We start from the raw sequence: 13,768 nt of genomic DNA, 5'->3' as shown, positions 1-13,768 counted from the left end.
TAAAAGTCTCTAAGGAATAAAGGAGACGATACTTTTAAGTAGGTAGGCACAATTATTTGTAGGATGGGTTAGCGGTAGCGTAACCCATGCGGGCGTTGGGTTTCATGCTTCAACCCAACCTACGTTTATTTTATATTTAATTCCACCCACCTACTTATTTTATGCACTTGTTGAGCATTTGAACAAGAATTGTCCTCAGAATCGGCAAACAATCACAGAAAAAAGGTAAGGAATTAATTTTCCTTACCTGATGATTGTAGCCTTTTGAAAACAAATTTACACTTTTGCTGACTCTTTAACTAACTTGTCCCAACCCAATTCCTTGAGGTTATTGTTGCGACGCAGGGGACGAGTAGCTAATTCTAAAATATCTCGCGCATTGGTAAAACCATGAATTTGAGCAAAAGTAAATTCTACTGACCATTTAGTGTTAATTCCCCGCGCTTCTAAGGGATTTGCATGGGCCATTCCTGTAATCACTAAATCGGGTTTTAACTCGTAAATGCGCTGAATCTGATTGTAGTTATCAGGTTTTTCGATGATTTTCGGGATGGGAACACCCATATCATTACAGGTTTTTTCTAGTAATGCTAATTCGGCTGCTTGGTAGCGTTTATCCATGTAGGGAATACCGATTTCATCACAAGTCATCCCGCAACGAATTAGGAAACGTGCCAGAGAAATTTCTAGTAAATTATCCCCCATAAAGAAGACCGATTTACCGCGCACAAGTTGCAGATAATCCTCTAAACTTTCCCAAATTTTTGCCTCTCTTTCTTCTAATCCCTGCGGTTGTACTCCCAAAACAGAACAGATTTTTTCTATCCAAGCGCGGGTTCCATCCGGACCGATGGGAAAGGGTGCGCCAATTAATTTACACTTACGACGACGCATTAAAGTGGTGGCAGTTCGTGATAGAAAAGGATTGACACCAGCGACATAATAACCTTCTTCAATTACTGGTAATTCAGTAAACCGTTTGGCCGGCAACCAACCATCAATTTTAACTCCTTGTTTTTTCAATTCTAGGGTTAAATTGGTCACAATTGGGTCGGGAACGGAACCAAATAAAACTAAAGGAGGATGGTCTTTATATTCCGATTCTTCCTGTTTAATTTCTTCTTTTTTACGTCCAAAAGTTAGGAGTTTCTGGATGGCATTCCGTTCTTCTTTTTCATCTTCGTGCTTAACTTTTTCGGGACATTTATGCACCATGGAAGCGAGGACGGTATCTTCCCCTTGGGTAAAGGCATAATCTAAACCATTAGCGCGTGCTGTCACGATAGGAATACCGATTTCTGACTCTAGTTTCGGCGCTAATCCTTCCAAGTCCATTTTGATGATTTCGGTGGTACAAGTACCGATAAAAACGATAACGCTAGGGTTTCTATCTCGTTTAATTTGTAAGCAGAGGCGTTTTAATTCTTCGTAGTCTTTTAGTTGAGCGGAAATATCCCCTTCTTCTAATTCAGCCATGGCATAACGTGGTTCAGCAAAAATCATCACCCCCATGGCATTTTGCAGGAAGTAACCACAGGTTTTTGTGCCGATAACAAGGAAGAAACTATCTTCGATTTTTTGGTATAACCAAGCAACACAGCTAATCGGACAAAAGGTGTGATAGTTGCCGGTTTCACAATCAAATTGTAAAGCGCTCGGTTCTTGAGTGGCAGTCATGTTTTTAGGTTCTCCTTTAAATTGGTTTATTTACAGCCTTTCTCGTTGTAACTCTTGGCGGATTTTTTGCAGTACAGGATCCTCAGTAGGATATAAAGAATTACTTAATTCTCTTTCTTTTTTTTCTAGTTGTTTCTTCTCAGGATCAAAATTTAATCCTAAAACTTCTAGCAGTTTGTTCCCATCGGAATTAAGCTGACAAAAGGGATACATCCACACTGATAATTGAGATTCTAAAACGGTCATTGCACCTATAATGATGTCAGCACTAGGACGTTTACCACCGTCGGGAGTTTTTCGCCACGAATCTTTAGAATCCATTAAAGACTTAATCCACGGTTGATTATTTTGGTAGTAATCTAACCATTTATCTGGTAAGATTTCTTGCAATTCCTCGAAAATAATTACTTTGTTTTTTTCGACTGATAATTGTTTTTCTCGGAATCCGTTGAGATATTCAGTGTGCGAATTAGACATCAGTAATTCTTTTTCCGATTTTTCCAACTCCTTTTTTTCAGAATCAAAATTTAGTCCTAAGACTTCTACCAGTTTGTCCCCATCGGAACTAAGTTGACAAAAGGGATACATCCACACTGATAACTTAGGTTCTAAGGCTGTTGCTGCCGCTATAATTATGTCAGCACTGGGACGTTTACCACCGTCGGGAGTTTTTCGCCACCAGCCTCTGGAATTCATTAAACACTTAATCCAAGCTTGATTATTTTGGTAGTAATCTAACCATTGCCTCGGTAAGGTGGCTTTTAATTCCTAAAAGTTGCTCATTTTGTCCCATAAGTTAGGCTATTAACTAATAAGTGGGTAGGGTGGGTTAGGCGACGATAAGTTAGGCTATTAACTAATAAGTTAATTATTCGCCGTAACCCACCCAGTGGGTAGGGTGGGTTAGGCGACGATAAGTTAGGCTATTAACTAATAAGTTAATTATTCGCCGTAACCCACCCAGAAAAAGAGTTTATTGGTGATTATTGGTGGTTATTGGTGGGTTACGCTGTAGCTAACCCACCCGACAAAATAATCTAAACCATCATTAGATCTAATTCCGCCTCGGCGTTAACTTTGGGTTTATCGGCATTAAGATAGAAATCCGATAATAAAGTGAATAACTCCCGGTCGGCAGATTCTTTGGGAATAACTCCTTCTGGTTTGGCTAAAATCTGATCGGCAATGTTGAGATAATAGTCACAAACGTAACTTAACATCGGATCCTTGTCGGCCATTTCAAAGAGAGTTTGACCTTTAACTCTGGAGACGCGAATATCTTCAATTAAGGGTAAAACTTCTAACACTGGCATGGGAACATGGTCCACATATTTATTAATTAAATCCCGTTTTGAGGTGCGATTGCCAATTAATCCGGCTAGTCGCAGGGGATGAGTGCGCGCTTTTTCGCGGACGGAAGCAGCGATGCGATTGGCGGCAAAAAGAGCATCAAAGCCGTTATCTGTGACAATTATGCAGTAATCGGCGTAATTTAAGGGTGCGGCAAATCCTCCACAGACCACATCCCCCAAAACATCGAACAAAATCACGTCAAATTCATCAAAAGCGTTCAATTCTTTTAATAATTTTACCGTTTCCCCGACGACGTAACCGCCACAACCGGCACCGGCCGGAGGGCCCCCCGCTTCCACGCATTTGACTCCACCGTAACCGTCATAGATAACGTCCTCGGGCCAGATGTCTTCGTAGTGAAAATCTTTTTCTTGCAGGGTATCGATGATTGTGGGAATAAGAAAGCCGGTGAGAGTGAAAGTGCTATCATGCTTGGGGTCACAGCCTATTTGTAGGACTTTTTTGCCTCTTTTGGCTAAAGCGGCCGAAATATTACAGCTTGTTGTCGATTTACCGATGCCACCTTTTCCGTAGACTGCGAGTGTTAAAGGCATGGAAGTTCTCCTAAATGTGCGCTTGAATGGTGAGTTTGTTTATCAGTGCTTTGATTGCAATTATTGACCATCTCCCCACTCCTTGGAAAGAGGCTCAATTTTTATCTGCTATAGCTAGAGTGAGATTTAAAGCTTAAAAATTAGCTTAATAATTTTTTAGAGCTTATAGAGTCTCTGAAATTGATAAAAACTTATAAAAACAGCTTTGTTTATACATTTACTTTAAATACAAACAATAAGCAAAAAACCACCAAAGCTTTACAAAAACTCGATAAACAGGGTTTTACCGTGGCAAACCGGGACAAAAAAGGTCAAGATAGAGGCAGTCTAGAGACCGATGGCAGATTTTCGTGAATAATCATTACAATTTTCCTGGTCAGCAGATTAAATAAATCAATCCCCAGAAGGATACCGAAAGGCTGTAGTAGAATTACAGGAAAGTACCTCTAGGGTTTCCCATGCGAGTTAAGCAAAAAACGCTGACTACACTCTTATTAGAGAATAAGGCTCCTAAATATCGTCCTTTTCTCGGTTTTTTTCTGGCTGGGGTTCCTTTGCTGTTTTTAGCCTATGTGGTTTCTTTCCAGCGCGCTTATCTTGACTGCATTAGGTTAGGCACAAAAAGGATAGATTGTCAATATGTCCAAGAGTATAATTTTCCTGTTTCTAGTCGGGAAAATTTTTCTTTAACTCACATTAAAGCTACGGCTGTCTATCAAGAAGTTTTTATCAGTGTTGAGCAGAAAAAAACTGTTAATAACACGGTTTTATTGGTCGGAAGAAATAACTATCTCTACATCGAGAATTTTCGAGATGTGCAGTCAGCTAGTGATTTTAAAACTCAATTTGAGAGTTTTGTGAATAGATATCAAACTCAGGAAATTATTGCCAAAAGTCCCCTAGATACCTTTTCAGCACTGCTAGAACACCACCATAATTATCGCTATTATCTTTGGGGTATGTTATGCTTATTGTCTGGTATGTTGTTACTTTATGATGCCAGCTATCGGGAGAGTTATGTCTTTAATCAAGCCAAGGCTACCCTAACCCGTAGGCGACAACATTTAATTTTTAGAAGCGAAAGTGATTATCTTCTAGAGAGAATTGTTGAAGCAAAGGTAGAAGATTACAAAGGCTTTTTAGGGTCTAGTTACCGACGGATTATTTTAACCTTATCCAACGGGGAAGAAATTATTCTCAATGGCCGTTTACTGGAATCTATCAGTAACGGAAAAAGGGAAGAAAAAATCCTGGCAATGATTGCCGAAAAGTTAAACTTAACTCAAGAGGAAGTGTTAATCTAAGTAAATGCGCTCAAATTCTAGCTATTTAAAGTATCTTTTTCTCGGTTTCCTATTAGTGACCGTGTTAGTTTATATATTGCGCGGCATGGGAATATTATCTTTTTTACCAGGAGGATTAATTTTGTTATTAATTCTCTCTTCCGTGGTGACGGGTTTTATCTACGGAATCGATAAAACCCGCCGTTTTTAGGAAAATATTGGACCTTACTTCCAGACAGAAACGAGAAGGCTACATCTCATTTTTGTAAATCCACTAAGTTGGGATTTTTAAGGGGAAACTTTCTGCTAAAGTCGGGCGTTACTTTCGATTTTATCACTCAATCCAAGCTTTTGGGGGGTTCTACCCCCCAAACCCCCCGTTGGGGACGCAAGCGCCGTCCCCAAACCCCTCGCGCATTAGTTTTTCGGTGGGATGCTTACAGACGGCTGCTGATATATCTGTGATAATTTAAAAGTCACTGATAATTGCTGATAGTCGGTATTTCTGCAAATGTGAGATACACCCAACGAGAAGAGCCGAACGGTTCTACTGATAATGATTAACCCAAAGGTCAATTTGTCAGCAATCCCACGGATAAAAATAACTGATGGTGAGCCATAGATATTTCTCCAAAATTGAGATGCAGCCATTGCCAAAGGCTAACACACCTAGGCTAATTAACCGGGGACTAAAGAAGATTTGAGCGCAAAAATTTTCTCGATTACCTCTTCTACCACCTTATCGGGAGTGGAAGCGCCAGAAGTAACTCCGATGGCAATTTTTCCCTCATTTAACCAGTTATCGGTGATGATTAAATCACCCCCTAAAGGTTTATGTTCGATGCGATTACCGGGGAGAATGCGCTCGGCACTATCGATATGATAGGAGGGAATGGCACGCTCGATCGCTATTTCCTGTAGGTGAGTGGTATTAGAGGAATTATAACCGCCAATTACCACCATTAAAGAAACCGGTTCTTTCACCAGTTCAAACATGGCATCTTGACGCTCTTGAGTGGCATCACAGATGGTATTAAAACTCATGAAATGATCTTTAAAATCGATCGGTCCGTACTTTCTCAACATAGTATGCTCGAAGAGTTTGCCAATTTCCTCCGTTTCACTTTTAAGCATCGTGGTTTGATTGGCAATACCGATATAATCTAGATCGCGATCGGGATCGAAACCCTGGGAATGAGCATTTTTAAACTTCTCTAAAAACTCGTTTTTATCGCCACCGTGGAGAATATAATTAGCGACATAATTAGCTTGAGCCAAATTTAAAACGATCAGATAAGTGCCGGCAAAAGAGCTAGTGGCGATCGTTTCTTCGTGATTATATTTGCCGTGAATAATCGAAGTGTGGTCCTTTTTTTTGTGCTTTTCCACGGAATTCCACACCTTAGAAACCCAGGGACAAGTGGTATCCACAATCATGCAACCCTTATCGTTAAGTATTTGCATTTCCGAAATACTAGCCCCAAAAGCGGGTAAAATCACCACATCCCCCGATTCCACCACACTAAAGTCTTTTTGGCCATTTTCGACGGGAATAAAACCCACGGCCATGGCCCGCAGACGCTGATTGACCGAGGGATTGTGAATAATTTCGTTAGTAATCCAGAGACGTTCCTGGGGAAAATGCTGACGAGTTTCATAGGCCATGGCGACCGCGCGTTCTACCCCCCAACAAAAACCAAAAGCTTGAGCGAGATAGATCGTCACGTCACCCCGTTGTAAACGATAATTATTTGCACGAATTTTTTGGATCAGGTCGCTTTGATACTGATTGGTCATCGCATCCATTACTTCCTCTTTGTGACCGAATCCCTTGCGGTTATAGTTATCCGATTGCTGTAGGGTACGTTTAAAGGATTTTGTATCCATGATTCTCTGATAGGGGTATTGGTGGCGCTAAATTGGTCGAGACAGTAGCTTGTCATATATTAAAGATACCTTATCTAGTCAGCCCAGGAAGCTTTTAGAGACTAGAGAGAAATTCCTCGTCGATATCGTAACCAAACTGTTGAGCGAAAAATTTTAAGCGAGATAAAGCAGGAATTTGCTGACTTTTCAGCCAATCAGACAAAATAAAGAGTTTTTGCATCACAAAAATCTCCAAAGCTTCGGGATTATATTGAATTCCTTCCCCACGATGGAATTGATGGGGAACCAACATAGCAGCATAACGGGCGATTTCTCCCTGTTTTGGGTCAAGAATAAAGATTAACCAGGGATAAACTGCATCCAAACGCAAAAACCACAGCCTGACTTCCGGTATCTCCGATAATTCCCGCATATCACCCTCCGCGCGAGGATAATCTATCTCTAATTGTAGAGTTTGTTCCAGTTCGGCGATCGCTGATCGGGACTGATAATCTTGAATAATAGTCTCTAAAGATGAGAGATCGAGATTTTGGATTTGATTGGGTTTAAGAGCGATTTTGACAGTCATAGGGGCAAATAAAAGGTTACATCGGGCAAAATTACTGTTTTTTATCCCTAGATCGACAATGATCTATCTCAGAAAATACTCTCAATCGGGACAAAAAAACTAAGTTTGACTATTCTCTCACTCCGGAGCGAGAGAGGAAAACCAGACTAAAATCCCCAGGGTTGGATTTCTCCTACCAGGGTAAGCGCATCTCATACTAAATCCGTTGAGTATAGGCTACTTATAGAGGGGAGGCAAAAAGCAACAGGCACTCATGCAAAAGGGGAAATAAATAATCAGTTTTTAATAACCAGATTTAGTATCAAAGCCTATTGACAGCTAGATTGTAGCTCCTGAGTGGAAGCAGGTAAGGCGGCCCAGGGTAAGCATATAATCATTAGACTTCTTGCAGAAGTCAGGCAACAGGCAAAAGGCAAAAGGCAACAGAAAGAAGAATAGATGCTTTCAGCATCAGGATTGATTACTTTTTGACTTTTGCAAGAGGTTTATTATCCATCCCTTAGGCTGAAGGTCGGGGTAAAGTACCCAGCCGGCGGTCTTAAAGAAGTCCTCTACTTGCTCAAACAGGGTGGGATGATTAGTGGAATGCCTGAACCCGATCGAGTGATTGTGATCAAGCTAGATGAGTTTTTTTACTGGTGATAAAGGTGAGTGTAAGCGTGCAGATTTTATAATTATCGCTAATACCACTAATGAAAAAGTTATCCTTTGTTTAGAAATGAAGAAAAGCAGAGATTCTAATTCATCGATAAGTAGGTGGGTGGAATTAAATATAAAATAAACGTAGGTTGGGTTGAAGCATGAAACCCAACGCCCGCATGGGTTACGCTACCGCTAACCCATCCTACAAATAATTGTGCCTACCTACTTAATTAAACAATTAACAGGAGCCAAATGCTTTGTCTCCTATTGTCGTGAAATCGGACGCTTATTTTGGAATCAACCCGATTTTCTTCAGGACTATCAATATCGCTTTGTTAGCATTAAAAATATCAGTATTTCTAAAACAACTACGAGCAGCAGTAAACCTTCTCAAAAAAGTGAGATTCACGATCAACCAGAAAAAATGTTAAAAATTTCTGCTCAAGCGAAGCACTTTCAAGAATTAATTTATACTAAATCCAGTTATCAAAGACTGATTATCTATTTCTCTTTTGCCTTTTGCCTGTCCTGATATGTAGCCTATAGTCAACGGATTTAGTATTAGTCCTATAGCTTGACATTATGACCGATTTAATCTCGATCGAATAACGATCTTTTGCCGAGAGTGCCGAAAGAGCCTTATCGATGCTCATTTTTAAAAACTTCAAACACCTGCCGGCTGAAATATTTTAACTTATCAGCCACCTTAGCAGAAGGTTGATAATTGCCGACTAATTGCCAATTTTCCACCGTAGATAGTCGCCAAGCGGTTCCTTGATGGTTAAAAGCCTGCATTTCTAAGCCAATCAAACGCTGATGCTGATCCTCGCTATCGAGATGAAAACGAATTTGTACCAGAATACTGCGCCCTTGAATTCTGGGACTCCAACCGGGAAAATGGAAAGCGATATCGATCGAGTCGGGATCCGTTAACTCCCTTGTGTGGGGATCGTTGCGCCAAGGTTTCAGATCTGCCTTTGCATCGGGGAATTGTTGTTTAAACAGGTTGACGAGTGTGGCGATCTTCGCCGTTAATTCTAATCCTTTTGCCTGTTCCGACGCATTCATGCTCACCTCTGATAATTGCTTATAAAGTAACTATTTATACAGTTTAGCCCTGCTTTTTGCGACTATTGGAACAATTATAACGATATTTTCTCGATCGAGTCCAAAATGCCGCGCCTGTCAATCCAGATAGCCGCTGCCAAAAAGACACAATCAAAACTAAACTAGAAAAGAGGACAATCGACAGGAACAGTATTTTCTATGAATCCCCAAGAGTCTCTATTGCAATCGATCGAAAAATTAGGCTATCGGGTTACGGTGGGTGATGTGGCGGCAAAATCGGGTTTAGAGATTAACGCTGCACAACAGGGATTATTAGTTTTAGCTGCGGAAGCGGGGGGACATTTACAGGTAGCAGACACGGGGGAGATTATCTATCTTTTTCCCGAAAATTTTCGCTCGATTCTTCTGAATAAATATTGGCAATTGCAGTTAAAAGCTTTCGCCAGTAAAATCTGGAGAGTAGTTTTTTATATTATCCGCATTTCCTTTGGCATTGTTTTAATTATTTCGATTTTAATCCTGTTGCTGGCTATCCTAGCGATCCTGATCGGCTTAATGTTTAAAGATAATGACTCGGATAACAATTCTGGAGATAGCAAAATTAATATTAACTTCTTTCCCACGGACTTTTTCTGGATTTTTTATCCCGATTTTGGTAATAACTACTACGAAAGAAGAGATCGGGAAGTTAAGGCAGACAAACCCCCTAGTAAGATGAATTTTCTCGAGGCAGTTTTTTCTTTTCTTTTTGGCGATGGCGATCCTAATTTTAATTTAGAGGAGAGACGCTGGCAAACTATCGGTAAAGTAATTCAAAATAATCGTGGCTCGATTATTGCTCCACAAATTTCCCCCTATCTCGATAGTATTACCCCTAGTCATGAGGAGACAGAAGACTATATACTCCCAGTTTTAACTCGCTTTAATGGGTTGCCGCAAGTGTCCGATCGAGGTGATATTATCTATTATTTTCCCGATCTACAGGTGACAACCAAAGAGAGAAAATTACAAACAGTTTCGCCCTATCTAAAGGAAAAACGCTGGAAGTTTAGCGAAGCGGATAGCGGTCAAATTATCTTAGCTTTAGGTTTAGGGGCGGTTAACTTTATCCTCGCTTTAGTTTTAGGATATTTGCTCAACAGTGATAGTGTCGATTTGAGCGGTTCTCTGGGGTCGATAGTCACAGGGATCTACGGTTTTCTCCTCAGTTATGCCGCTGCTTTTTTGGGGATTCCCCTCGGTCGTTATTTCTTTTTGCAGTGGAGAAATGAGCGGGTTAATCAACGCAATCAACAGCGAGAAAAAAGAGCAGATCTATTAGCCCAAAATAATCCTGAATTAGAGCAAAAACTGGCCTACTCTCGTCAATTCGCTGACCAAAAAGTGATTAGGGATGCTGATATTAGTTATTCTACCGATCAAGACTATCTCGAACAAGAGATCGAGCGCTCGGATAAAATCGATCAAGAATGGCAAAAACGCTTAGAATCCCCCGATTCCTGACTCCTGACTTGAAAGAGGGTGTAGGGTGTAGGGTGTGGGGTGTGGGGTGTGGGAATTATGAATTATGAATTATGAATTATGAAGTGGGGAAATGGGGAAGTGGGGAATGGGGAAGTAGGGAAGTAGGGAAGTGGGGAAGTAGGGAAGTAGGGAAGTGGGGAAGTAGGGAAGTGGGGAAGCTGTCTCATCACCCTATCACCCCAAAACCCTACCACCCTATCACCCTATTTCCTGACGACCGACTCCTGCTTTGGCTCTCCCAGCTTTGGTGGGTAAAATGTATTCTAAGATACATTTCTCAAGAGCGAGGGGGTGGAACGAACCACAAAGACACAAAGGACACAAAGATCGATCGATCCTATGTCAATTAAACTTATCACACAGAACCTAGAAGAGCCCTGCTTTCTGACTCCTATCTCCTGAATACTGTCTCCTGTCTCCTGAATACTGCCTCCTGAATCCTGAATCCTGACGACCGACTCCTAACCCCACCAACAAACTTTTTGCCGCAAACCCTAACTTAAACGATCAAGAGTGCGATACTGAATTGCTTCGGCAACGTGGGAACTTTTCAGCATTTCACTATCTCCTAAATCGGCAATGGTGCGGGCAACTTTGAGAATGCGATCCATTGCTCGGGCCGATAAACCCAATTTTCGGATTGCCCCTTCTAAAATATGGCGACTGCTATGATCAAGAGCGCAAAAACGCCGCAAATGCTCGGAATTCATCTCCGCATTAGAGCGAATCCCCGTATTCTGAAAGCGATCGCTGGCCTTTTGTCGGGCCCCTTCTACCCGTTGCCGCACCTGCTCAGAAGCTTCTCCCCGACTCTCTTGGGTCATTTCTTCTGGTTTCAGGCGATTTACCGTCACTTGTAGGTCAATACGGTCTAAAAGCGGTCCCGATAATTTCGCCCAATACTGTTCCCGTTGTCGCGGTGAACAGCTGCAGGGTTGCACCGAATCACCGTAATAACCACAGGGACAGGGATTGGTACTGGCCACCAAGGTAAAACGGGCCGGAAAAGCGACGGAAAGACGAGTGCGAGAAATGCTCACATAACCATCCTCTAGGGGTTGTCGGAGATATTCCAAGACACTGCGCTTAAATTCCGTTAATTCGTCCAAAAATAAAATACCACGGTGGGAAAGGGAGATTTCCCCCGGTCGGGGATAAGTGCCACCTCCCACCAGCGCCGCTCCGGAAGCGGAGTGATGGGGACTGCGAAAAGGACGCTCGCGCACCAGAGAACCTCGATCTTTTAGTAATCCAGCGACGGAATGAATCTGGGAGACTTCTAGGGATTCGGCAAAGGTAAGCTGGGGCAGAATTCCGGGTAAACGTCGCGCTAACATGGTTTTACCGCTACCCGGTGGCCCGACAAAAATTAGGTTATGACCTCCAGCTGCGGCAATTTCCAGGGCCCGACGGCCAATTGCTTGACCTTTAACATCCTTGAGATCGGGAAGATTTACCCGCGATCGCCCAAATTCTTCGGCAGCGTTAAAAGTCATCGGTGAATAGCGATCGGGTTCATTTAAGAAATTTACCACTTCCGATAGATGACGAAACCCATACACTTGTACGCCTTTGACCACGGCTGCTTCTTTGGCATTATCGGCGGGAACCACTAAACCCTTGATCCCCATTTTTTCGGCGGCGGCAGCAATCGGTAAAACCCCCGCCACGGGACGCAAACTACCATCGAGGGATAATTCACCTAAAAAGAGAAAATCCCCCAATAAATCGGCTTCTACCTGTTCGGAGGCTCCTAAAATGCCGATACTAATCGGTAAATCATAAATCGGCCCCTCTTTGCGGATATCGGCGGGACTTAAATTGATGACAATTTTGCGGATGGGAAAGGCAAATCCGGCATTTTTTAGGGAAGCTTTTACCCTTTCTTTCGACTCCTGCACGGCGGTATCGGGTAAACCCACCACGGCAATTCCGGGTAATCCCCCCGATACATCCACCTCTACCCCGATTTTAATGGCATCGATGCCGATAATTGCCGCACTCCAAACCCTTGCTAACATTTTGGCTCAAGTAAAAATAAAGTGAGTTCTTAGGAAAATGAAACAGGATGTTAGGCTAGTTTTCCGCATAAAAATGATTTTATCTGGGAATTTAACCTGAAAATCAGCCTATTTCTGGGGATAACCTAACCAGAAAAGCTGAGAGCTTAATGGTATAGTTAAAAAAAAAGCAATTTGTCTATGAGCGAGACTATTTTTAGCAAAATTATCCGGAAAGAAATTCCTGCCTCGATCGTCTATGAAGATGATCTAGTTCTCGCTTTTCGAGATGTTAATCCCCAAGCACCCACCCATATCCTCATTATCCCCAAAAAACCGATTCCGAAACTAGAGGAAGCCAGCGACAGCGATCGCGATTTATTGGGACATTTGTTACTAACTGTTAAAAAAGTGGCCGCCGAAGCTAAATTAAGTCAAGGTTATCGAGTAGTGATCAATAATGGGGAACATGGAGGTCAAACCGTCGATCATCTTCATGTCCATCTTTTAGGCGATCGCTCAATGTCTTGGCCTCCGGGTTAAACTCCTGTTATTTTCCCCCATTTTTGGGGAATTTTAGAGCTAGAAGCGTTCTTTTCCGAGTCAGTCTTCTCGATTTAGTTATTTTTTGCTTCTGTTGAACCCATGAATAGGTCTATTTCTGCGATCGCATTGTCCAGCACCCTGCTGTTATTTCCCTTCACCCCTACGACTCTCGCTCAATCGGAATGCTTTCTCCAAAGAGCAGATGGACAACACATAGATCTTAGCCGTCTCTGTGGCGGTTCATCCAGAAATAGGAAAAATTCCCCGCAAGTTTATCAGCTACCGATTCAACGCCGGGTTAACGGCATTCCCACGGTGATGGTAGTTTTTAATAACCGTCACTATTATGAAATGCTTTTTGATACGGGAGCTAGTGGTATCGTCCTCACCGATGCCATGGCGAAAGCGATGAAAGTCAAACGGGAAAAGGAAGTACTCGCTCATACCGCCGGCGGTGTCGTTACTGTGTATCTTGGTCGCATTAATTCTGTTAAAGTGGGCGAGGTGGCTTTATCTAATCAGATTGTTGGTATTTCTCCCCAAATGGAAGGGTTAGGACTCTTGGGACAAACTTTTTTTGGTTCCTATGATGTCACGATCAAAAAAGATGTGATTGAATTACGTTATCGTTCATAGTCTCATGGGAAAAATTATCGCTTTTCTGAC

Annotated in this window: 13 protein-coding genes; 6 read left to right on the top strand and 7 right to left on the bottom strand. The window is 42.1% G+C overall.

The window, feature by feature from the left end; all coding sequences use genetic code 11:
* Nucleotides 1–276: 276 nt before the first annotated feature.
* From B5D77_RS16640 to bchL, 3 genes are all read right to left on the bottom strand, one after another.
* A complete protein-coding gene (locus B5D77_RS16640) occupies nt 277–1,677 on the bottom strand; it encodes a ferredoxin:protochlorophyllide reductase (ATP-dependent) subunit N (RefSeq protein ID WP_002740797.1) in 1,401 nt (466 codons plus the stop codon).
* A 30-nt stretch (nt 1,678–1,707) separates the two neighbouring features.
* Nucleotides 1,708–2,385: a DUF5331 domain-containing protein gene (locus B5D77_RS25935; RefSeq protein ID WP_254053087.1), complete on the bottom strand. Its 678-nt coding sequence runs from the start codon at nt 2,383–2,385 to the stop codon at nt 1,708–1,710.
* A gap of 329 nt (nt 2,386–2,714) precedes the next feature.
* The gene (gene bchL, locus B5D77_RS16625) at nt 2,715–3,584 is read right to left on the bottom strand and encodes a ferredoxin:protochlorophyllide reductase (ATP-dependent) iron-sulfur ATP-binding protein (RefSeq protein ID WP_002773281.1); all 870 of its coding nucleotides are present in this window, start codon (nt 3,582–3,584) and stop codon (nt 2,715–2,717) included.
* 458 nt (nt 3,585–4,042) lie between these two features.
* On the opposite strand from bchL, the gene B5D77_RS16615 reads away from it, so the two are divergent.
* Both B5D77_RS16615 and B5D77_RS27780 read left to right on the top strand, forming a co-directional pair.
* Nucleotides 4,043–4,888 carry a hypothetical protein gene (locus B5D77_RS16615; protein ID WP_008206054.1) on the top strand — a complete coding sequence of 282 codons (846 nt, stop codon included), beginning with the start codon at nt 4,043–4,045 and terminating at the stop codon, nt 4,886–4,888.
* 4 nt (nt 4,889–4,892) lie between these two features.
* Nucleotides 4,893–5,078 carry a hypothetical protein gene (locus B5D77_RS27780; RefSeq protein ID WP_008206056.1) on the top strand — a complete coding sequence of 62 codons (186 nt, stop codon included), beginning with the start codon at nt 4,893–4,895 and terminating at the stop codon, nt 5,076–5,078.
* 467 nt (nt 5,079–5,545) lie between these two features.
* Here the strand turns inward: B5D77_RS27780 and B5D77_RS16600 are convergent, their stop codons facing one another.
* Both B5D77_RS16600 and B5D77_RS16595 read right to left on the bottom strand, forming a co-directional pair.
* A complete protein-coding gene (locus B5D77_RS16600) occupies nt 5,546–6,754 on the bottom strand; it encodes a 4-hydroxy-3-methylbut-2-enyl diphosphate reductase (RefSeq protein ID WP_008206058.1) in 1,209 nt (402 codons plus the stop codon).
* 94 nt (nt 6,755–6,848) lie between these two features.
* On the bottom strand, nt 6,849–7,322 hold the full coding sequence (locus B5D77_RS16595; protein WP_106909228.1) for a CRR6 family NdhI maturation factor: 474 nt from the start codon (nt 7,320–7,322) through the stop codon (nt 6,849–6,851).
* A gap of 856 nt (nt 7,323–8,178) precedes the next feature.
* Here B5D77_RS16595 and B5D77_RS16585 point away from each other — a divergent pair.
* A complete protein-coding gene (locus tag B5D77_RS16585; RefSeq protein WP_253257637.1) occupies nt 8,179–8,496 on the top strand; it encodes a hypothetical protein in 318 nt (105 codons plus the stop codon).
* 107 nt (nt 8,497–8,603) lie between these two features.
* On the opposite strand, the gene B5D77_RS16580 is transcribed toward B5D77_RS16585, so the two are convergent.
* Nucleotides 8,604–9,032: a hypothetical protein gene (locus B5D77_RS16580; RefSeq protein WP_002798813.1), complete on the bottom strand. Its 429-nt coding sequence runs from the start codon at nt 9,030–9,032 to the stop codon at nt 8,604–8,606.
* Between the two features lie 198 nt (nt 9,033–9,230).
* Here B5D77_RS16580 and B5D77_RS16575 point away from each other — a divergent pair, with 198 nt between their 5' ends.
* The gene (locus tag B5D77_RS16575) at nt 9,231–10,535 is read left to right on the top strand and encodes a hypothetical protein (RefSeq protein WP_106909227.1); all 1,305 of its coding nucleotides are present in this window, start codon (nt 9,231–9,233) and stop codon (nt 10,533–10,535) included.
* Between the two features lie 515 nt (nt 10,536–11,050).
* On the opposite strand, the gene B5D77_RS16565 is transcribed toward B5D77_RS16575, so the two are convergent.
* On the bottom strand, nt 11,051–12,526 hold the full coding sequence (locus B5D77_RS16565; RefSeq protein ID WP_369751920.1) for a YifB family Mg chelatase-like AAA ATPase: 1,476 nt from the start codon (nt 12,524–12,526) through the stop codon (nt 11,051–11,053).
* Nucleotides 12,527–12,757: 231 nt separating this feature from the next.
* Here B5D77_RS16565 and B5D77_RS16560 point away from each other — a divergent pair, with 231 nt between their 5' ends.
* The gene (locus tag B5D77_RS16560) at nt 12,758–13,099 is read left to right on the top strand and encodes a histidine triad nucleotide-binding protein (RefSeq protein ID WP_008206093.1); all 342 of its coding nucleotides are present in this window, start codon (nt 12,758–12,760) and stop codon (nt 13,097–13,099) included.
* Nucleotides 13,100–13,201: 102 nt separating this feature from the next.
* The gene (locus B5D77_RS16555) at nt 13,202–13,738 is read left to right on the top strand and encodes a TIGR02281 family clan AA aspartic protease (RefSeq protein WP_008206095.1); all 537 of its coding nucleotides are present in this window, start codon (nt 13,202–13,204) and stop codon (nt 13,736–13,738) included.
* The last annotated feature ends 30 nt before the right edge of the window (nt 13,739–13,768 follow it).

The sequence above is a fragment of the Microcystis sp. MC19 genome (assembly GCF_003019735.1).
GTDB lineage: Bacteria > Cyanobacteriota > Cyanobacteriia > Cyanobacteriales > Microcystaceae > Microcystis.
The sequence above is the reverse complement of the archived record's forward strand: the minus strand, read 5'-3'. Positions and strand labels throughout refer to the sequence as shown.

Bases quoted from the DNA above. Each gene is read 5' to 3' on its own strand.
- B5D77_RS27780 (WP_008206056.1), top strand. From the start codon at position 4,893: ATGCGCTCAAATTCTAGCTATTTAAAGTATCTTTTTCTCGGTTTCCTA.
- B5D77_RS16575 (WP_106909227.1), top strand. From the start codon at position 9,231: ATGAATCCCCAAGAGTCTCTATTGCAATCGATCGAAAAATTAGGCTAT.
- bchL (WP_002773281.1), bottom strand. From the start codon at position 3,584: ATGCCTTTAACACTCGCAGTCTACGGAAAAGGTGGCATCGGTAAATCG.
- B5D77_RS16615 (WP_008206054.1), top strand. From the start codon at position 4,043: ATGCGAGTTAAGCAAAAAACGCTGACTACACTCTTATTAGAGAATAAG.
- B5D77_RS16600 (WP_008206058.1), bottom strand. From the start codon at position 6,754: ATGGATACAAAATCCTTTAAACGTACCCTACAGCAATCGGATAACTAT.
- B5D77_RS16555 (WP_008206095.1), top strand. From the start codon at position 13,202: ATGAATAGGTCTATTTCTGCGATCGCATTGTCCAGCACCCTGCTGTTA.
- B5D77_RS16580 (WP_002798813.1), bottom strand. From the start codon at position 9,032: ATGAATGCGTCGGAACAGGCAAAAGGATTAGAATTAACGGCGAAGATC.
- B5D77_RS16640 (WP_002740797.1), bottom strand. From the start codon at position 1,677: ATGACTGCCACTCAAGAACCGAGCGCTTTACAATTTGATTGTGAAACC.
- B5D77_RS16560 (WP_008206093.1), top strand. From the start codon at position 12,758: ATGAGCGAGACTATTTTTAGCAAAATTATCCGGAAAGAAATTCCTGCC.
- B5D77_RS16595 (WP_106909228.1), bottom strand. From the start codon at position 7,322: ATGACTGTCAAAATCGCTCTTAAACCCAATCAAATCCAAAATCTCGAT.